This window comes from Devosia lucknowensis (assembly GCF_900177655.1).
GTDB lineage: Bacteria > Pseudomonadota > Alphaproteobacteria > Rhizobiales > Devosiaceae > Devosia > Devosia lucknowensis.
In genome coordinates this window covers 2,031,959-2,049,111 of record NZ_FXWK01000001.1, presented here as the reverse complement: position 1 = coordinate 2,049,111, position 17,153 = coordinate 2,031,959, and the positions used below count along the sequence as shown (strand labels likewise).

Here is a 17,153-nt window from a genome sequence, read left to right as displayed (position 1 = left end):
CAACGGTCGCGATCCGTCCTTGTTCCGCTAGGAGATCATGACGATCGGGAGACAAAAAGAAGGCCCCGGTGAACCGGGGCCTCTTTCAATGCGTGGACCTTGCGATCAGGCGCGGTCGTCGACGTAGACGATAACCGAGCCATCGGCATTGGACTTGACGGCGACGACGTCGGACGATGCGTAGCCTTCGCTCTCAAGCTTGGCCTTGATGGTAGCGTTCGCATCAATATTGGCGTGCAGCGTCGTCTGACCCTCGGCGTCGGCCGACAGAGCTTCGTCGAGCGCAGAAGCTTCGTTAGCGGCGTTGCCCTGCAGCGACGAGAGCAGCACGATGGTGACGTTGGCCTCATCGGTCACGCCGGAGAGGTCGACGCTGGCCGAGCCTGAAATCGAGGACATGACCGAGCCGTAGGTGTTGTCGGACATGCCGCCAGCATTGGCGTTTGCATTTGCATTCGCGTTGGCGCCGGCTTTGGTCGTGTCAGTGGTGGTGGCGGCACCCGCATTGGCGTCGGTCCCGACCGAGACATCTCCGGCAGGGGTTTCGGCGTTGACGCCAGCGCCTGCGCCCGCGTTGACCCCGGCATCCTGAGCAATTGCCAGCGAGCCGGCGCTGACGAGGGTCGCGATGGAAAGTGCAGTCATGAACTTAATCATTGTTCTTAGCTCCAGTAGGTTGCTTGCCCACCCGCGGCGACACAACGTGCCCTGCGCCCGACGGTTGCAGGAGATTCGTTCACAAGTGGAATGAATTCGATTTTCAGCACGTGCTGCAACCGGTCGACGGGATCAGAACTTATTGGCTGATCACAACTTGGAGCGTCAGCACATGAATATTCTCTGGGCCATCATCATCGGATTTTTTGCCGGCCTTATCGCCAAATGGGTCACGCCCGGGGACAACAAGCCGCGGGGGTTCATTCTGACCACCCTGCTGGGCGTCGTCGGTTCGGTCCTGGCCACCTGGCTGGGGCAGCAGATCGGCTGGTATGAGGCGGGCGACGGAGCGGGTTTCATCGCCTCGATCGTCGGTGCCGTGATCATCCTGCTGATCTGGGGGCAGTTGGCGCGGCGGCGCTAAAAGGCCATTCCCGTGGCTTTGCGCAGCGTTCACTTTGTGACGCTTACAAAGTGATGACAGAGGTTGGAACCGTCCGATCAGCGTGAGGATTACCGCACAGTATAATGGTGGCGGGATTTTCAATGAGTACGAATGTTTCCCCTCGAAAGTGCTTCCTCGTCGTCGACGACGAACCGTTGATCCGCATGGACATCGTCGACCTGATCCAAGAGCATGGATTTGTCGCCTGGGAAGCGAGCAACGTGGCCGAAGCGCTCAGCATTCTCGACAAGGCCGGGGCCGATTTCACGGGGCTGATCACGGACGTGAACATGCCGGGCTCGCGCAATGGTATGGTGCTGGCAAACCACGTTCGCACAATGTGGCCGCATATCAGGATTGTCGTCGTTTCTGCGGGACGAAAGCCGATGGCGGGCGAGCTGCCTGAAAACACGGCCTTCGTGCCAAAGCCTTGGGAAGCACACGGCCTGATACAGGCCATCGGGAACTTCCACTAAGAAAAAGGGCGCCTTTCGGCGCCCTTCGCATTTCTGTCTTCAAACTGGATCACTGAAGGATGGTTATGCGCCCATCGGTGTAGGGGGTGTATTCGCCACCCTGCTTGGCGATGTAGTCGGCCAGGACCTGCTCAAGAGGCGGGCCGAAGTCATAGGGATTGTCGCCTTCGGCAAAGGTGCCGTAGCCGTCGCCGCCACCACGCATGTAGTTATTGGTGACGACCTTGTAGGTGGCTTCTTCGTCGATGGGAGCCCAGGCATCGCCGCCGACCAGCACCTGTACATCGCTGATGCGTTCGCCGACCGGATTGGTGAGGGTGTAGCTGTACTTGAGGCCCGAAACCTGCGGGAAGCGGCCTGCGCCGTTCTCGATATCGGAAACACCATTTTCCAACGCATCGATGACGTCGGCACCGGAAATTTCCACGGTGGCCAGAGTATTGGAGAAGGGCAGGACGGTCAGCACTTCACCCATGGTGATCTCACCAGCATCGATGGAGGCACGCAGACCGCCGCCGTTCTGGATGGCGATAGTGGCACCCTGATCGGCAACGCGGTCGAGCATGGCGTCGGCCACGAGATTGCCCATGGTGCATTCCTCGACGCGACAGACTTCACGACTGCCGTCGATGGCTTCGGTCGCCGTGCCAATGACTTCGGCCATCAGCTCCTGGATCGGCTCTTCGAGCTCGGCCAGGCGGGCAACGTAGCCGGCGTCGGGCTCGACGGAGGCATCGAGGAGGATAGGCGCGCCCTCGGCGGAGATGACCTTGCCCTCGTCGTCCCAGGTGACGACGATGTCGCCAAGATACTTGCCGTAGGAATAGGCAGTGACGACCGGCACTTCGACGCCGTCAGGGTTCTTCACCAGGGTCGGGTAGGGGCCGGCGGCACCTTCCTCGGTATTGGAAAGAAGCGTGTGCGAGTGGCCACCGACGACGACGTCGATGCCCGGCACGTTGGCTGCGATCTCGAGGTCATGCGTGTAGCCCACATGCGTGAGGGCGATGATCTTGGTGACGCCGGCGGCAGTCAGCGCATCCACCTGTGTGCGCAGGCTGGTGATGGTGTCGTCGAACTCGACATTTTCGCCGGGCGAGGAGGTTTCGTCGGTGTCTTCGGCCAGAGCGGAAACGAAGCCGATCTTCTCGCCGCCGATTTCGAGCACATGGGTGCCCTCCACCTTGCCAGCGAGCAGGGGTTCGTTCTCGACATTGGTATTGCCCGAGATGATCGGGAAATCGGTGGCGTCGATGAGCTTGGCCAGCTCCTCGGGGCCATCGTCGAACTCGTGATTGCCGACCGCCATGACCTCGATGCCCAGATCATTGGCGAACTCGGCAATGATCTCGCTGCGGTACTGGGTGTAGAAGAGAGAGCCCTGGAACTGGTCGCCGGCATCCACGAGGACGACATTCTGCCCATCGAGCTCGGAGCGCTTGCCATCGATGGCGGTCTTGAGGCGGGCAACACCGCCAAAGCATTCGCCGGCAGCATCGGTTTCGGCATCGCAGTTGGAATCCGTGCCGGTGATCGGGCCGAAGCGAGAGTGGAAGTCGTTGATGTGCAGAATATTCAGCGTGTACTCAGCCTGAGCGGCTGTCGAATATCCGGCGCAGAGCGCGAGCGCCGTGGCGCCCAGAAGCAGTCTCTTCATCCCTGTTTTTCCCTTTTGCTTATTGTGTTCGACGGTCTCTCCATTTCGCCGGCGCACGGAGGCGTGCACCAACCGAAAGCGTCAGCGGGCAGTTAAGCAGGGAATTGTGACAGTGGAAAGTGGACCTTCTGGTCAAATTTCCCCGGCGTTTACCGCGATCGAGAATGGTGCGGCGACGTAAACGCGACCGCAACGGATCAACGCTAGTATCAGGCAGATCCAACCAGAGCCGGATTTTTTCGATCATGAGTGCCGCCCTCCAGAGCCTGATGCGGGAGCCAGTCCAAACCTTTGGAGACGCACCACGCGCCGGCGGAATTCTGTCGTTTCTGCTTATCGGCGGCGGGGCCGCTCTTGGCTTCGTCGCGTTGTCGAGCGTGCTCGTGCCGCTGCTGCCGACGGTCGAGGAATGGCTGGTGAGCGCAGCCTGCTATGCGGCTTTCATCGTTCCGGTCTACCTGCTGCACCGACGTTTCACCTTTGCATCGGATGCGAACCACTGGCAGGCGCTGCCCCGCTACGTCGGCGTGCAGATGATGGCGCTGCTTCTGGCCGCGGCGTTTGGTCTGGTGTTTCACGGCACGCTGGCGCTGCCCAGCCTGCCCGCGGCGGTCCTCGTGATCGTGCTAACCTCGGGCGTCAACTACGTAGTGCTCAAGGGCTGGGCATTTGCGGCGTCGCGCCGGTTCGAGACAGTGGCGGCATGACGGGTATTCATCCGGGCAAGCAATTGCTCAATGCCGTGCATGGACGCCTGATTTTCGAGCGCCGGGTCGAAGCCCTGGCCGATGCGCTGGCGGCGGCGATTCCAGAAGGCCCGGCACGGGTCCTCGACCTGGGCTGCGGGGACGGGCAGGTGGCCGTGGCGCTGATGCAGCGGCGTCCGGAGCTCAGCATCGAAGGCATCGATGTGCTGGTCCGTCCGGTCACGCATATTCCGGTGACGGCATATGACGGGGCGACACTGCCGTTCGTGGATGGTGCCTTCGACTATGTGACGATCGTCGATGTGCTGCATCATACCGACGATCCCGCGCGCGTGCTGGCCGAGGCGGCGCGGGTGGCGGAGCGGGGTGTGATCGTCAAGGACCACCTTCGGGAAGGATGGCTTGCGGGTCCGGTGCTGCGGCTCATGGATTGGGTGGGCAACCGGGGACATGATGTCCGGCTGCCCTACAATTATCTCGACGAGCCGCAATGGCGGCATGCCTTCGCGGAGGCCAGCGTTTCAGAGGCCGACCGGCAAGAGCAAATCGGGCTTTATCCAGCGCCGCTCAGCTGGGTGTTCGAGCGTCGGCTGCATTTCGTGAGCAGGCTCGTGCACGCCAATCGCGTCTGACGGGCTTCCCATACCGGCTCACTCGGGTATTCTCCGCGCCGTTTGATTTGCGGGGTATCGCATATGCGCAGTGCTTTGATCGTTTACGGCGGCTGGGAAGGTCACGACCCGGAAGAATGCGCCACCATTTATCGCCGGTGGCTGCATGAGGATGGCTTTTCGGTGCGGACCGCCACCGAGACCAGCGCCTTCGCCGATCCCTCGATTGCCGACCTGTCGCTGATCATCCCGATCTTCACGATGAGCAAGATCACCAAGGAAGAGGCGGAGAACCTGACCAAGGCGGTCGAGAACGGCGTGGGTCTTGCCGGCCATCACGGCGGCATGAGCGATGCATTCCGCGAGGCGGTGGACTACCAGTTCATGGTGGGCGGCCAGTGGGTGGCCCATCCGGGCAACATCATCGACTACTCGGTCGACATCACGAAGCCTGACGATCCGATCATGGCGGGCCTCCCGACGTCTTTCCCGTACAAGTCCGAGCAGTATTACATGCATGTCGACCCCTCGAACGAGGTGCTGGCGACGACGACCTTTACCGGCGAACATGCGGCGTGGATCGATGGCGTGGTGATGCCCGTCGTGTGGAAGCGTCGCCATGGAGAGGGCAAGGTGTTCCACATGACGCTCGGCCATGCCGCCAAGGAATTCGAGAACACGAACATGGCCACCATCATGCGCCGCGGCATGAACTGGGCGGCGCGCGACGAGTAGACCTGGATCAGCCCCGGTCCCACGATATTACCCATCTCGCCCCCGGCGAGATGGTGCCTTGCCGGGATGCCGGCACACGACCAACAAAAACGTCATCGGCGTGATCGCAACCGCTCCGGGTGGGTGGGGTTCTGCCCCCATGCCCATTCAAGGAGCCCTGATGATGAAAGCCCTCATACCCGCGATCGCGGCCATGACCATTGCCGCCTTCTCGCTGCCTGCCGTCGCCCAGACCGACGGTCCATTCACTCTGCCCGACCTCGACTACGGCTATGATGCACTCGAGCCCGTGATCGACGCGCAAACGATGGAGCTGCATCACAGCAAGCATCATCAGTCGTTCGTCGACAACCTCAACAAGGCTGCTGCGGAAGGTGACGACAACCTGACCGACGTGGCGCTCGAGGACATCCTGGCCAACACGGCCGACTATGCGACGTCCATCCGGAACAATGCCGGCGGGCACTGGAACCACACGTTCTTCTGGGAAATCATCGGGCCGCCGGCCGAGTCCGGAGAACCGAGCGCGGAACTGTCCGCAGCAATCGAGGCCTCCTACGGCTCCATGGACGATTTCAAGACCGCGTTTCAGGATGCTGGCGCTGCGCGGTTCGGCTCAGGCTGGGTCTGGTTGATCGTCAACGATGCCAACGAACTCGAAATCACGACCACGCCGAACCAGGACAATCCGCTGATGGATGTCGCCGAGGTGAAGGGCACTCCCGTTATCGGCAACGATGTCTGGGAACATGCCTACTATCTTACGTACAACAACCGTCGTGCCGAATATCTCAGCAAGTGGTGGGACGTTGTGAACTGGGACGAGGTCTCGATCCGCTATGCAGAGGCGCTGGCCGAGCAGTGAGTCAAGAAAGGCTCCCGGTTCCTCCGGGAGTCTTTCCTACCAGCGCAACAAACGCTGACCCAGCAGGGCCCCGAGCCCGGCGGTGAGCGCAATGCCGAGCGAGTACCAAAGTGCCATGAAGAGCATGCCGGTCTCGGCGCAGTAGAGTGCATAAACGGCTGCGCCGAAACCGCCGGATAGCAACCCTGCTGCAAATCCGGCCATGGCTGGCGAGCGTGGAGCAAAGCGGCGCATGGCAACGATCAGCACGCCAAGCAAGGGCAGGCTGACGACGAGTATCAGCCAGGGGCATACCAGTGCCGTGGCCCCCATCAGCATAGGCATGGGAAAATCGGCACGCATCCAAAGCATGCCACCCGCGCCCAGCGCCGCGAGCACCAGGATCGCGGCGCCCACCAGAGGCCACATGATCCTGCCGTCAGGACGCGAAAGGGCAGGTGCTGTGGCAACGCCGATGAGGCCGAACGCCAGTGTGTAGGCGAGCTTGATCCAGAACATGGATCCACCAAATGCGCCGCCAAAGGGTCGACCCATGACCATGCCGACCAGCACGACGACCAGGACCACGCTCAGCGCCAATCCAGTCAAAAGGGCCATCAGGAGCCGTCGCTCCATGGCCCGTGCGGGGACGGGTGTGAGATCGCTTGCCAATTTTTCGATCAGGGCGTCGGTCATTTGTCGCCCCCGAACCGTCCCATCAACGACTTGATCCCGCGGTGAATTGATACTTTTGCAGCTGTTTCGCTGATGCCGTGGCGCGCAGCGGCCTCGGCAACGCTGGCGCCTTCAATCCTGGTCTGACGAATAAGATCGGCGGTACGGTCCGATACGGTGGCGAGTACTGCGTCGACGTCTCGGCGGTCAGCGGCGTTGGCGCTGTCGTCGGCGGCAAAGACGGGGGCATCGTCCTCTAGGTGAACCGTGGGACGGATGGCCGTGCGCCTCACATGATCTACATATTTGTGGTGCGCGATTGCATGCAACCAAGCCGTGAAGGGGCGGCTTCGATCATAGGTCATGCGCCGCGTATGGACGGCAAGCAGGGTTTCCTGCACGAGATCCTCCGCATGCGATGCGTGAGCGGGCCCCAGGCGTCGCGCAAACCAGGGGCCCAAGTAGCGCGCCAGTTCGGCAAGCAGCGCCCGATAGGCAGATGTATCGCCGTCAAACGCAGCGAGCATCAGCTCTCGCAGTCGCTGTTCGATCCCATCCACCTTTATTTCAACTCCATTCGCGGCCCTGTGGTTCGACGTTACACGCCGCAGACAAAAAAGCGAGCGGCGGTAACGATCGGCACCGGGAGAACGAATGAAAGTTACGTGCTGCAATAACATCGACGTGATGGCGAGCAGCACCGGGTTGCGTTAGCGTTACTGCAAGTGGGCCCAGCATTCGGCCGGGAGGGGAGACCATGACAGACCAACAGAGCCTGCCGCCGCAGCGCGGCCCGCTGGTGTATCGCCAGTCCATCTGGACCCGTCTGACGCATTGGACCTGGGCCATCTGCCTCTTCTTCCTGCTGCTGTCGGGACTACAGATCTTCAATGCCCATCCCGCGCTCTACATCGGTCAGCAGTCGGGTTTCGAGTTCGACAATGCCATTCTCGAAATCGGTGCGATCAACACTCCAAACGGACCGCGCGGGCAGACGACGGTATTCGGCAATACGTTCGACACGACCGGCGTGCTGGGGATGAGTGGTTCGGCAGAGCAGCCGCAATATACCGGCTTTCCCGGTGCGGTCACGATCCCGTCCTATCGCGACCTTGCCACGGGACGCGTGGTGCATTTCTTTTTCGGCTGGATCTTCGTTGCGGCCCTGTTCGTGTGGTTCCTGGCGAGCCTGATCAACGGCCATATGAAGCGGGACATCATTCCTCAGGGCGCAGACCTCTCCGGCCTGCCGCGCGACGCGCTCGATCACGCGCGGTTCCGCCTGCACCATGGCCGCCGCTATTCGCCGCTGCAGAAGCTCAGTTACTTCACCGTGTTCTTCATTCTCTTTCCGCTGATCATCCTGACAGGCCTCACCATGAGTCCGGGCATGGATGCGGCATGGCCCTGGCTGCTGGATGTCTTCGGCGGCCGGCAGACGGCTCGAACCATTCATTTCATCGTCATGGCTCTGCTGGTGCTGTTCTTCATCGTGCATATCGCGATGGTGCTGCTGGCCGGGCCGTTCAACGAATTGCGCTCGATGCTGACAGGCTGGTACCGCACGAGCCCGGGTACGCCGACCCAGGAAGGGGACAAGCCATGAGCCGGCTCATCGTCAATCGCCGCAAGTTTCTCCTCGGCTCCGCAGCGGTGGGGTCGTCCCTCGCACTGAGCGGCTGCAATCAGTTCGACTTCCTCGGGCAGCGCGGCAATCCGATCCGCGAGGCCATCGAGAGCGCCAATGTGCTGACCTATCGGGCGCAGCGGGCGCTGATCGGCGACGAAGTCCTTGCACGCGAATATGCAGAGAGCGAAATCCGGCAGGGGATGAAGCCCAATGGCTCGACCGAGCCGACGACGGCCGAATACATGTTCCTGCGCCAGGCCGAATTCGAGCCCTACCGCCTGACCATCAAGGGCATGGTGGACAAGGAAGTCAGCTTTTCGCTGGCGGAGCTGCGCAACATGCCGGCCCGGACGCAGATCACCCGGCATGACTGCGTCGAGGGGTGGAGCTGCATCGCCAAATGGACCGGTACGCCCCTGGGACCGGTGCTGGATCAGGCTGGCGTGAAGCCCGGCGCGCGTTTCGCCGTCTACCACTGCTACGACAATATCCAGCGGACGCTATCGGGCGACGTGCTCTATTATACCAGCTCCGACCTGGTGGATGCGTACCACCCGCAGTCGATCCTGAGCTACGGCCTCAATGATCAGGTTCTGCCGGTCAGCAATGGCGCTCCGATCCGCCTGAGGATCGAGCGGGCGCTGGGCTACAAGCAGCCAAAGTACCTGCACACGATCGAACTGGTCGACGACCTCACCCCCTTCGGCCGGGGCAAGGGCGGCTACTGGGAGGACAACGGCTACGACTGGTACGGCGGCATTTGAGGCTTCTGATCACCATAGCGCGGTGTCGTCCCGGCGCAAGCCGGGATCCATGTCCGCGTCTGGCAGCACCCCACCCATGCGCCGGCCGCGCTTGCACTTTTCGTGGATTTCCCCCATATGAGCGGCACGTCGCGGCAGAATGGCCGTCGATGGACTTCCCTTCTTACTCATGCGGTGAGCGGCGAAGTCACCCCGGATACCTAGATCGCCGACCGGCAATCGGTCCGGGTTTGAGCCAGCACCCGCGCGATACATCCCGTTTCGCCCGATTGCATTTTTTGACAGCGCCACCCGCCTTCGGGCCGGCGCATGCGCGATTTCGCGCAAGAGGAAAGACAACATTTTGTCCGATTTCATTTCGCTCGGCCTGCCGACCGTTATCACCGACAGCCTGACTGCCGGCGGCTTCACCGAGCCCACTAAAATCCAGACCCAGGCAATCCCAAAGCTGATCGAAGGCCGGGATATGCTGGGTATTGCCCAGACCGGGTCGGGAAAGACGGCCGCCTTCGGCCTTCCGATCCTGGCTGGCCTGCTGACCCTGACCGGGCGTCCGCGCCCGATGACGACGCGTGCCCTGGTTCTCGCGCCGACGCGTGAACTGGCCGTGCAGATCGAAGAGAACCTGCGCAAGTTCGCCGGCTCGAAGATGAAGCTCGACACCGTGCTCGTGCTCGGTGGCGTGTCGCGCTACCACCAGGTGCAGAAGATTGCCAAGGGCGTGGACGTGGTCGTGGCGACCCCGGGCCGCCTCAAGGACCTGCTGGACGACAACAAGATTCGCCTCAACGAAACGCGCTGGCTGGTGCTCGATGAAGCCGACCGCATGCTCGACATGGGTTTTATCGCTCCGGTCCGTGCCATCGCCAAGGCGATCGGCCTCAAGCGCCAGACCATGCTGTTTTCGGCGACCATGGCCGCAGAAGTGGAAGACCTGGCCAAGACACTGCTGAAAGATCCGATCAAGGTGGAAGCAGCGCCGCAGGGCTCGACGGTGGTCAAGATCGATCAGCGCGTGATCATGTCCGGATCGAAGGCCAAGCGGGGCGTTCTCAACGAGCTCCTGGCCGACGAGAAGGAAGGCATGGAGCGCGTCATCATCTTCTCGCGCACCAAACACGGCGCCGACCGCGTTGCCAAAAACCTGGCCATCGACGGGCACGAGGCCGCAGCGATCCACGGCAACAAGAGCCAGAATGCGCGTCAGGCTGCGCTCAAGGGCTTTGCCAATGGTTCGGTGCGCATTCTCGTGGCGACCGATATCGCCGCGCGTGGCATCGACGTCAAGGACATCACCCATGTGGTGAATTATGAGCTTCCCGACGATCCAGAGAACTATGTGCACCGCATCGGCCGCACCGGCCGCAACGGGGCATCGGGCATCGCCATCACGCTCTGCGACGGCACGGAGAAGAGCAAGCTGCGCGATGTCGAGCGTCTTATCCGCCGCACGTTGCCGGTGAGCGGTGACGTCAACCTGGTTGAGGAAGCTCCAGCACCGCGCCAGCCGCGCAACGCTCCCGGCGCGCCGGCAGGCGTCCGCTCGGCACGCAATCCAAAGCCCAATCCGCGCAAGTTCAACACGCCACGTCCCGGGGGGGAGCGGACCAAGGCAGCCGATGGCAAGCCTGCGCGCCGCGACGGTGAAGTGGCTCCCCAATCGGCCCGTCCCGCCGCAAACAAGCCGGGTGGTGCAAAGTCCGGAAAGCCGCGCTGGAACAAGAGCCAGCGCGAAGCCGGCCGGGCGCGTCGTGCCTCGGCAAACTGATCGAAACCGAAAGGGCGGCTCCAAGGCCGCCCTTTTTGTTTAGAGCGACAGGTCAGGCGACCGACGCGAGATAGAGAATATCGCGCGTGCCGCTACCCGGCCGCAGTGAGCCCGGAGCGAGGCGATCGAGGAAGCTCACCGCCCAATCATCGACATTGTGGCGTTGCGCGGCATCCATCAGGGCGCCCCAGCGTTCGCGCCGCTCCTCGACCGGCATGTCGAGAGCCATGCGCAGGGCCTCGGAGGTTTCGTCGGTATCGAACGGGTTGACCAGCAGGGCCTCCGGGAAGATTTCGGCGGCGCCCGCAAAGCGAGACAGGACCAGCACGCCGGGATCTTCCGGGTTCTGCGAACCAACAAACTCATGGGCGACAAGGTTCATGCCATCGCGTAAAGGGGTGACCAGGCCGACGCGAGCCAGCCGGTAGAGGCCTGCAAGACTGGGCTGGCCGTAGGCGCGCTTGACATAGGTGAGGGGCTGCCAATCCGGCTCGGCGAAATGTCCCATGACCCGGCCGCACATGGCATCGAGCGTGTCGCTCGTTTCCTGGTATTCCTTGATGCTGTCGCGCGAGGGCGGCGCCACCTGCAGCATGTGCACGGAACGGCGGAGGCGCGCGTTATTGGCGAGAAGCTTTTCGTAGGCCTCGATGCGCTGCGGCAGACCCTTGGAATAATCGAGCCGATCGACGCCCAGGATCAGGCGTTGATCGCCCAGCGCCCGCTTCATGCGGTGCACCATCTTGGTCGCGGCAGGGCTCACGGCGAGCCTGGCAAATGCGTCCGGATCGGAGCCGATGGGGAAGGCGTCCACTTCGGAACGGCTGAAGTCGATGTTGCGCACTTCGTGACCGCCGAAGGTGGATGGCGCCTGATGCTCGGCGAATTCGGTGAAGGCGGCGACGTCGCGCCGAGCCTGCATGCCGACGAGATCGTAGCGCGAGAGGTCGCGCATGAGTTCCTCGTGGTGCGGGATGGCGTAAAGTGCATCGGCCGTGGGGAAGGGAATGTGGAGGTAGAAACCGATGCGGTTACGAGCGCCCAGCTGCCGGAGTTCGGAGGCCAAGGGGATCAGGTGATAGTCATGCACCCAGATGATATCGTCCGGCTTGAGCATCGGCAGAAGGGCGCGGGCGAACTGCTGATTGACCCGGCGATAGCCCTCGTACCAGTGGCTCTCGATGGTCGCGAGATCAAGGCGCAGGTGGAAGCTGGGCCAGAGGATGGAGTTGGAGAAGCCTGCATAATAGGCGTGATGATCGTCGCGAGTGAGGTCAACCTGCGCCACTCTAAGCCCGTCGATATCCTCGAACCGCGCCTCGCGCGAGGGATCATCGGTCAGCTTGCCGGACCATCCGAACCAGAAGCCCTCCCGTTCGCTCAGTACCTTGCGCAGGGCCACAGCGAGGCCGCCGGCGGCGGGGCCTTTGCCCGGTGTGCGGTTCGATACGACAACGATGCGGCTCATGGCGGTAGCGTCTCCTTCAAGGTCAGGCTGAGCGGCCGGACGCGTCCGGCCGGGCGGTTCAGTGCGCGGTGGTTTCGGCGAGGATGGGATCTTCCTGCTCAAGCTCTTCGGCTGCCTGCGGACGCGTGGTGATTTCCGCGAGGCCGCGGAGCAGGGCGTGAACGGAAGCCACGTCGGCGATGCGCATGCGGGCAACGGTTTCGCCAGGCCCGAGCTTGATGCCGATGCCGCCCAATTCCTGGGCCACGCGGAAGGCATCCTCGTCAGTGGTGTCGTCGCCGATGAAAATCGGCGTGCGGCCGCGGAACGGTTCTTCCTGCATGAAGGCGCGAAGGGCGCTGCCCTTGTCGTAGCCGGACGGTCGTGCCTCGATCACCATTTTCCCGTGCACTAGAGTGAAGCCCGGATGGTCAGCGATCGCTTCCTGCATCACGAGAACACATTCGTTTTCGAGCTGTTGGGCCTGTCGATAGTGGAGGGCGACGGCACCATCCTTGGCCTCGAGGATGAGCTCGGGATGCGTCATCAGGAACGGCTGAACAGCCTCGGCGATGGCTTCGGCGGCGGCGCTGATTTCGTCATCGAGTTCGAGCAGCGTGCCGTCGGCGCGCCGCCGCTGGGCGCCGTGGGCACCGGCCACGGGCAAGTGCAGAGGTGAGAGGAAGCGGTCGATGTCGGCGATTTCACGTCCGGTGATGACGGCAAACGCGTGATCGAAATCTCGGGATGCCTGATCCAGCTGGTCGGTCAGTTCCGTGGATACTTCAACGGCATCAGGGGTATCGGCGATTTCGACCAGTGTGCCGTCGAAATCCGTGAAGATGGCAAGACGCGGCGCGATGGCGCCGGGATTGGTTGCGGGCTCGGACATGGCATCCCTCTTGAAAGCGTCAGGTGAAGGTTGAACGCCGGGCTAACCCAAAAGGTTCGGGGACGAATGGCGGCCATGCGCCTGAGCCATGCTGGTGAACGCAGGCTGAATGGCCCATTGGCTGGCGGTTCAACCGGCGCCCGCTAGACAAAGGCACAGGCCCAGTTGGGTCGAGCGTCAGATGAGGGTTTGACCGATGTCCAAGGTAATTTTGACGGCGCTGTTCGCCATGTCGCTCAGCTTCCTGACTTTCGCCGCATCTTTTGCGGAAGTGCCGCAGAGTGAGGCGACCTTGGAGCACTAAGCGAGGGGAATGCCCTTGCTGCCCTTGTCCCGCTGGTAGCGGGCAGACAAATCGGCATAGAGCGCGTTGAGGTCGTCGATCCGTGCCAGCAGCGTTTCCCGGTTGCCGCGGTCAAGCCCGGCAATCATGTCCTGCAGGCTGTGGCTGTTCCAGAAATCATTGCGACGGTTGTAGAGATCACGACCAGGAGAGACCGTGCCCGTTTCCGGCTCGGGTACGGCGTACACGGCCTTGAGGATCTGGATATCGTATGGGATGGCAAAGCTGTCGCGGCTGTCCTGGTGGCTGAAGAGATAGTAGAAATTGTCGAAGCCCGACCAGGTGATCCCCGAGAGGCAGAGCGAACAGGGCTCATGGGTGGCGAGGAACAGGCAATCCGCGGTTGCAGGTCGCTCGTCCGCAGGGAGTTCGAAGAAGCGCTTTATGGCATGCATCTCGCCATGCCAGAGGGGGTTTTCGATCTCGTTATTGGTTTCCGCGACCACCACTGACAGATCGGATTTGCGCAGGATCGCCGCACCGAAGAGCTTGTTGCCGCGGTCGACACCGCCTGCTGTGACGGGAGCGATATCCTTCTCGATGATATCGAGAAGGCGTGAAATCAAAGCGGCAGTTTCCACCGAACTACTCCGTCGCGCGAACCAGACCGATCAAAGGAATGCCAGCAGCATCCTTGAGCCGCAAGCTGTCGCCGTCATGTTCGAGTGAGGCGATGGCGGCCAAGGCGGCGAGGTAAGCGCGCTCCTGCTCCATCAAGGCCGGTTCGCAGGCCTTTCGCGTGGCAGCGGCGGGCCCGAAGGACATTGCGTTGTCCTCGATGCTGGCTTCAGCAAAGTAGTTGTTACAACCGGCTGAGCCGCTGGCGCGGTAATCGGCCGCGACCGAGAAGGTGAGCGGCGTCGACCCGGTGACAGGCCTGCCGCCGATGCTGGTAACCGTCCAGACCTGGTCCACCAGTTCGGCGGGCGGAAGCGGCAGGGTGGGGGGCGGATCATGCGGCGGATCGGGGGAGAAACTGACGACGATTTCCACTGGTGTGGCGGTCTGCAGGTCGACGGGGACAGGCTGCATGGCGCGGAACATGACCCGGCCTTCGCTGCTGATTTCAGCTAGAAGACCATAGGCGATGCCGGTATGCGCGACGCCGCTGCGCACATTCAGCGTGAAACCGACCGGTACACTGGCTTTGGGCGCCAGGCGCGCTGCAGCCCCCACAACAGGCTGGGCACGATCGAGAGTAACGAGCGTGACGCGAAGCTGCGCGTCCGAAGGCAGGGCGATGCGCTCCCGATAGGTCACCGTTCCGGTCAGGGTGACGTCATCGGCCCACACCGGAGTGGTCAGCATGACCATGAGCGCCAGGAGGGCACCGAGAAGTCTGGACATGTGCAACGAGCCTCCATCCCTTTGATGGGAGACTACTTCAGGCCCTGAATGGTTGCGAGGAAAGACGGGATTTAGGGTTACGGACCTGCCGTAGACGCGGAAATGGTCCAGGGCCGGTCGAAGTGATGTTCTTCCAGATTGTTTCCATCGCCGCCGCGGTCGACCACCAGGTAGGTGCTCGCACGATCGATCGGCGTGAGGACGCCATGCCAGGTATTCATGGCGATATTGATGCCCTGACCGGCAGATGGGTGGAAGGCGCGGAGCCGAACAGGCAAACCGGCATCGTCTTCGGCAACGATGACCAGCCAGGGGGCGTCCGACAAAGGGTAGAATGCCTGGCTGCCAAGCGGGTGACGCTCCACGAGCCGCAATGAGAGCGGGAGACTGTATGGCTTGCCCTCGAAAATGGAGATGAGCGGGCGCGGGTGGACGCCGCCGAGTTCGATCCGGGCGAGATCATGGTAACGCTCCGTCATCCCTGCATTGATGGGATAATGGTGCGCACCGCTCCGCTCGATGACTTGTCCGAACGGGGCGAAGGCTGCGGCCGTCAATGGCTCGATGACGATGGTCCTTGTCTCGGTCATCGTCAGAACGGCAACTTGGCGTGGCGGTTGACATCCTTGTAGAGCAGGTAGCGGAAGCGTTCCGGACCGGCGTAGCAAGCCTGGGGGCAAAAGGCGCGCAACCACATGAAGTCGCCCGCCTCGACTTCGACCCAGTCACGGTTGAGCCGATAGACGGCCTTGCCCTCGAGGACGTAGAGGCCGTGCTCCATCACATGGGTTTCCTCGAAGGGAATGACCGCGCCGGGTTCGAGCGTGACGATGTTGACGTGCATGTCGTGGCGCAGATCGCTCGGCTCGACGAAGCGCGTCGTGCCCCAGGTGTCGCGGGTCCCGGGCATCCAGCGGATGGCGATATCCTGCTCGTTGGTCACGAATGCCGGCGGAACATCGATGCCGTCGACGCGCTCGTAGCGCTTGCGGACCCAATGGAAACGCGCAGGAGCGGCGCTGCTATTGTTCAGCGTCCACCTGGCAGCTGGCGGCAAGAAGGCGTAACCGCCTTCGCTGAGTTCGTGCGCCTGCCCATCCACTGTAAGGTGGACCTGCCCTGCAACGACGAAGAGAACGCCTTCCGCCTCCGGGTTCATCTCCGGCCGCTCGCTGCCACCCCCGGGCGCGACTTCGACGATGTATTGCGAAAATGTCTCGGCAAAGCCGCTCAACGGACGAGCGATGGTCCAAACGATGCTATTGCGCCAATGGGGCAGGTAGGAGGTGACGATATCGCGCATGACGCCATGCGGAATAACGGCGTAGGCCTCGGTGAACACGGCCCGTCCGGTATGGAGCTGCATTTGCGGGGGAAGGCCGGCGGAAGGGGAGGCGTAGCTGGTCATGGAGCGATCCGTCAGGTTGTGCGTCTCAGGTCTTCGATGATCGTGCCGGCAGCCAGAACTTCGGCCTCGTGGTCGGGCTCGCGCCATGTTTCGGCGATCGCGGCTTCATACCACTCGCGCATCGGTGGCAAATCGAGCAGACGACGGGCGTAGGCATCGGCGACAGTTCCAAGACTGATGCTGTAGGTCTGCAGTCGAAATGCCACCGGCGCATAGAAGGCATCGGCTGCGGTAAAGTCCTCACCGGCAATGAACGGTCCGCCAAAGCGCTGGATGCCGGTGGTCCAGATTTCGGCAATGCGGGCGAGATCGCGCTCAAGCCCGGGCGTGCGCGCATGCAATGCGACGCGCAGTCCGCAATTCATGGTGCAGACATTGCGCAAGTGGCTAAAGCCTGCGTGCATCTCGGCGGTAACGGCGCGCGCATAGGCCCGAGCGGTCCGGTCGGTGGGCCACATCGCCGGATGGATTTCGGCGACGTAATCAACGATGGCCAGGGAATCCCAAACCGTGATGTCTCCGTCCACCAGGAGCGGCACGCGTCCGGTCGGCGAAAATGCCCGGAACGCGTCATGGCTGCCGTGGGCGACGAAGGGTTGCAAATGCTCTTCGAACGGGACGTCGAGCATGCGAAGCGCCAGCCAGGGCCGCAGCGACCACGACGAGTAATTCTTGTTGCCGATGATCAGCCTGAGCATTGTGGACACCCTTCCCGCTCAAGGAAGTAGCGCGGCAACAGGCAAGGCG

Annotated in this window: 21 protein-coding genes; 9 read left to right on the top strand and 12 right to left on the bottom strand. The window is 62.3% G+C overall.

What is annotated here, in order from left to right; all coding sequences use genetic code 11:
- Positions 1-105 precede the first annotated feature (105 nt).
- The gene (locus CCK88_RS10115; protein WP_086470309.1) at positions 106-645 is read right to left on the bottom strand and encodes a hypothetical protein; all 540 of its coding nucleotides are present in this window, start codon (positions 643-645) and stop codon (positions 106-108) included.
- 184 nt (positions 646-829) lie between these two features.
- Here CCK88_RS10115 and CCK88_RS10110 point away from each other — a divergent pair, with 184 nt between their 5' ends.
- Together CCK88_RS10110 and CCK88_RS10105 are read left to right on the top strand one after the other, a co-directional pair.
- On the top strand, positions 830-1,081 hold the full coding sequence (locus CCK88_RS10110; RefSeq protein ID WP_086470308.1) for a GlsB/YeaQ/YmgE family stress response membrane protein: 252 nt from the start codon (positions 830-832) through the stop codon (positions 1,079-1,081).
- A gap of 122 nt (positions 1,082-1,203) precedes the next feature.
- Positions 1,204-1,578: a response regulator transcription factor gene (locus tag CCK88_RS10105; RefSeq protein WP_086470307.1), complete on the top strand. Its 375-nt coding sequence runs from the start codon at positions 1,204-1,206 to the stop codon at positions 1,576-1,578.
- Between the two features lie 49 nt (positions 1,579-1,627).
- Here the strand turns inward: CCK88_RS10105 and CCK88_RS10100 are convergent, their stop codons facing one another.
- Positions 1,628-3,235 (bottom strand): bifunctional metallophosphatase/5'-nucleotidase, encoded by a 1,608-nt coding sequence (locus CCK88_RS10100; RefSeq protein ID WP_086470306.1) that lies wholly within the window; start codon positions 3,233-3,235, stop codon positions 1,628-1,630.
- A 245-nt stretch (positions 3,236-3,480) separates the two neighbouring features.
- On the opposite strand from CCK88_RS10100, the gene CCK88_RS10095 reads away from it, so the two are divergent.
- The 4 genes from CCK88_RS10095 (at position 3,481) to CCK88_RS10080 (ending at position 6,153) form a co-directional block, all read left to right on the top strand.
- On the top strand, positions 3,481-3,942 hold the full coding sequence (locus tag CCK88_RS10095) for a GtrA family protein (protein WP_170926422.1): 462 nt from the start codon (positions 3,481-3,483) through the stop codon (positions 3,940-3,942).
- Positions 3,939-4,574 carry a class I SAM-dependent methyltransferase gene (locus CCK88_RS10090; RefSeq protein ID WP_086470304.1) on the top strand — a complete coding sequence of 212 codons (636 nt, stop codon included), beginning with the start codon at positions 3,939-3,941 and terminating at the stop codon, positions 4,572-4,574. Before CCK88_RS10095 ends, CCK88_RS10090 begins: the two co-directional genes overlap by 4 nt.
- A 63-nt stretch (positions 4,575-4,637) precedes the next feature.
- On the top strand, positions 4,638-5,288 hold the full coding sequence (locus tag CCK88_RS10085) for a ThuA domain-containing protein (protein WP_086470303.1): 651 nt from the start codon (positions 4,638-4,640) through the stop codon (positions 5,286-5,288).
- A 160-nt stretch (positions 5,289-5,448) separates the two neighbouring features.
- Positions 5,449-6,153 (top strand): superoxide dismutase, encoded by a 705-nt coding sequence (locus CCK88_RS10080; RefSeq protein WP_086470302.1) that lies wholly within the window; start codon positions 5,449-5,451, stop codon positions 6,151-6,153.
- A 36-nt stretch (positions 6,154-6,189) separates the two neighbouring features.
- On the opposite strand, the gene CCK88_RS10075 is transcribed toward CCK88_RS10080, so the two are convergent.
- Positions 6,190-6,828 carry a DUF1109 domain-containing protein gene (locus tag CCK88_RS10075; protein WP_086470301.1) on the bottom strand — a complete coding sequence of 213 codons (639 nt, stop codon included), beginning with the start codon at positions 6,826-6,828 and terminating at the stop codon, positions 6,190-6,192.
- A complete protein-coding gene (locus tag CCK88_RS10070; RefSeq protein WP_086470904.1) occupies positions 6,825-7,346 on the bottom strand; it encodes a sigma-70 family RNA polymerase sigma factor in 522 nt (173 codons plus the stop codon). The genes CCK88_RS10075 and CCK88_RS10070 overlap by 4 nt, the downstream gene beginning before the upstream one ends.
- Before the next feature lie 218 nt (positions 7,347-7,564).
- Here CCK88_RS10070 and CCK88_RS10065 point away from each other — a divergent pair, with 218 nt between their 5' ends.
- Both CCK88_RS10065 and CCK88_RS10060 read left to right on the top strand, forming a co-directional pair.
- Positions 7,565-8,413 (top strand): cytochrome b/b6 domain-containing protein, encoded by an 849-nt coding sequence (locus tag CCK88_RS10065; RefSeq protein ID WP_086470300.1) that lies wholly within the window; start codon positions 7,565-7,567, stop codon positions 8,411-8,413.
- Positions 8,410-9,201 (top strand): molybdopterin-dependent oxidoreductase, encoded by a 792-nt coding sequence (locus CCK88_RS10060; protein WP_086470299.1) that lies wholly within the window; start codon positions 8,410-8,412, stop codon positions 9,199-9,201. The genes CCK88_RS10065 and CCK88_RS10060 overlap by 4 nt, the downstream gene beginning before the upstream one ends.
- A gap of 9 nt (positions 9,202-9,210) precedes the next feature.
- Here the strand turns inward: CCK88_RS10060 and CCK88_RS10055 are convergent, their stop codons facing one another.
- Positions 9,211-9,558, bottom strand: coding sequence for a hypothetical protein (locus CCK88_RS10055; protein ID WP_140048953.1), 348 nt, complete (start codon positions 9,556-9,558; stop codon positions 9,211-9,213).
- On the opposite strand from CCK88_RS10055, the gene CCK88_RS10050 reads away from it, so the two are divergent.
- On the top strand, positions 9,545-10,969 hold the full coding sequence (locus tag CCK88_RS10050; protein ID WP_244557468.1) for a DEAD/DEAH box helicase: 1,425 nt from the start codon (positions 9,545-9,547) through the stop codon (positions 10,967-10,969). The genes CCK88_RS10055 and CCK88_RS10050 overlap by 14 nt on opposite strands.
- Positions 10,970-11,021: 52 nt before the next feature.
- On the opposite strand, the gene CCK88_RS10045 is transcribed toward CCK88_RS10050, so the two are convergent.
- The 7 genes from CCK88_RS10045 to CCK88_RS10015 all read right to left on the bottom strand — a co-directional run bounded on the left by CCK88_RS10045 (position 11,022) and on the right by CCK88_RS10015 (position 17,104).
- The gene (locus CCK88_RS10045) at positions 11,022-12,437 is read right to left on the bottom strand and encodes an alpha,alpha-trehalose-phosphate synthase (UDP-forming) (RefSeq protein ID WP_086470296.1); all 1,416 of its coding nucleotides are present in this window, start codon (positions 12,435-12,437) and stop codon (positions 11,022-11,024) included.
- A gap of 58 nt (positions 12,438-12,495) precedes the next feature.
- Positions 12,496-13,308 (bottom strand): trehalose-phosphatase, encoded by an 813-nt coding sequence (otsB, locus tag CCK88_RS10040; RefSeq protein WP_086470295.1) that lies wholly within the window; start codon positions 13,306-13,308, stop codon positions 12,496-12,498.
- A gap of 300 nt (positions 13,309-13,608) precedes the next feature.
- Entirely contained in the window at positions 13,609-14,232 is a 624-nt protein-coding gene (locus CCK88_RS10035) for a nucleoside deaminase (protein WP_086470294.1), read from the bottom strand.
- Positions 14,233-14,236: 4 nt separating this feature from the next.
- Positions 14,237-14,998 (bottom strand): META domain-containing protein, encoded by a 762-nt coding sequence (locus CCK88_RS10030; protein ID WP_086470293.1) that lies wholly within the window; start codon positions 14,996-14,998, stop codon positions 14,237-14,239.
- Between the two features lie 77 nt (positions 14,999-15,075).
- Positions 15,076-15,588, bottom strand: coding sequence for an ureidoglycolate lyase (locus tag CCK88_RS10025; protein WP_086470292.1), 513 nt, complete (start codon positions 15,586-15,588; stop codon positions 15,076-15,078).
- A gap of 2 nt (positions 15,589-15,590) precedes the next feature.
- Complete coding sequence (locus CCK88_RS10020) at positions 15,591-16,406, bottom strand: bifunctional allantoicase/(S)-ureidoglycine aminohydrolase (RefSeq protein WP_086470291.1); 816 nt, start codon at positions 16,404-16,406, stop codon at positions 15,591-15,593.
- Positions 16,407-16,417: 11 nt separating this feature from the next.
- Positions 16,418-17,104 (bottom strand): glutathione S-transferase family protein, encoded by a 687-nt coding sequence (locus tag CCK88_RS10015; protein ID WP_086470290.1) that lies wholly within the window; start codon positions 17,102-17,104, stop codon positions 16,418-16,420.
- Positions 17,105-17,153: the final 49 nt, after the last annotated feature.

Bases quoted from the DNA above. Each gene is read 5' to 3' on its own strand.
- CCK88_RS10115 (WP_086470309.1), bottom strand. From the start codon at position 645: ATGACTGCACTTTCCATCGCGACCCTCGTCAGCGCCGGCTCGCTGGCA.
- CCK88_RS10110 (WP_086470308.1), top strand. From the start codon at position 830: ATGAATATTCTCTGGGCCATCATCATCGGATTTTTTGCCGGCCTTATC.
- CCK88_RS10105 (WP_086470307.1), top strand. From the start codon at position 1,204: ATGAGTACGAATGTTTCCCCTCGAAAGTGCTTCCTCGTCGTCGACGAC.
- CCK88_RS10100 (WP_086470306.1), bottom strand. From the start codon at position 3,235: ATGAAGAGACTGCTTCTGGGCGCCACGGCGCTCGCGCTCTGCGCCGGA.
- CCK88_RS10095 (WP_170926422.1), top strand. From the start codon at position 3,481: ATGAGTGCCGCCCTCCAGAGCCTGATGCGGGAGCCAGTCCAAACCTTT.
- CCK88_RS10090 (WP_086470304.1), top strand. From the start codon at position 3,939: ATGACGGGTATTCATCCGGGCAAGCAATTGCTCAATGCCGTGCATGGA.
- CCK88_RS10085 (WP_086470303.1), top strand. From the start codon at position 4,638: ATGCGCAGTGCTTTGATCGTTTACGGCGGCTGGGAAGGTCACGACCCG.
- CCK88_RS10080 (WP_086470302.1), top strand. From the start codon at position 5,449: ATGATGAAAGCCCTCATACCCGCGATCGCGGCCATGACCATTGCCGCC.
- CCK88_RS10075 (WP_086470301.1), bottom strand. From the start codon at position 6,828: ATGACCGACGCCCTGATCGAAAAATTGGCAAGCGATCTCACACCCGTC.
- CCK88_RS10065 (WP_086470300.1), top strand. From the start codon at position 7,565: ATGACAGACCAACAGAGCCTGCCGCCGCAGCGCGGCCCGCTGGTGTAT.
- CCK88_RS10060 (WP_086470299.1), top strand. From the start codon at position 8,410: ATGAGCCGGCTCATCGTCAATCGCCGCAAGTTTCTCCTCGGCTCCGCA.
- CCK88_RS10055 (WP_140048953.1), bottom strand. From the start codon at position 9,558: ATGAAATCGGACAAAATGTTGTCTTTCCTCTTGCGCGAAATCGCGCAT.
- CCK88_RS10045 (WP_086470296.1), bottom strand. From the start codon at position 12,437: ATGAGCCGCATCGTTGTCGTATCGAACCGCACACCGGGCAAAGGCCCC.
- otsB (WP_086470295.1), bottom strand. From the start codon at position 13,308: ATGTCCGAGCCCGCAACCAATCCCGGCGCCATCGCGCCGCGTCTTGCC.
- CCK88_RS10030 (WP_086470293.1), bottom strand. From the start codon at position 14,998: ATGTCCAGACTTCTCGGTGCCCTCCTGGCGCTCATGGTCATGCTGACC.
- CCK88_RS10025 (WP_086470292.1), bottom strand. From the start codon at position 15,588: ATGACCGAGACAAGGACCATCGTCATCGAGCCATTGACGGCCGCAGCC.
- CCK88_RS10020 (WP_086470291.1), bottom strand. From the start codon at position 16,406: ATGACCAGCTACGCCTCCCCTTCCGCCGGCCTTCCCCCGCAAATGCAG.
- CCK88_RS10015 (WP_086470290.1), bottom strand. From the start codon at position 17,104: ATGCTCAGGCTGATCATCGGCAACAAGAATTACTCGTCGTGGTCGCTG.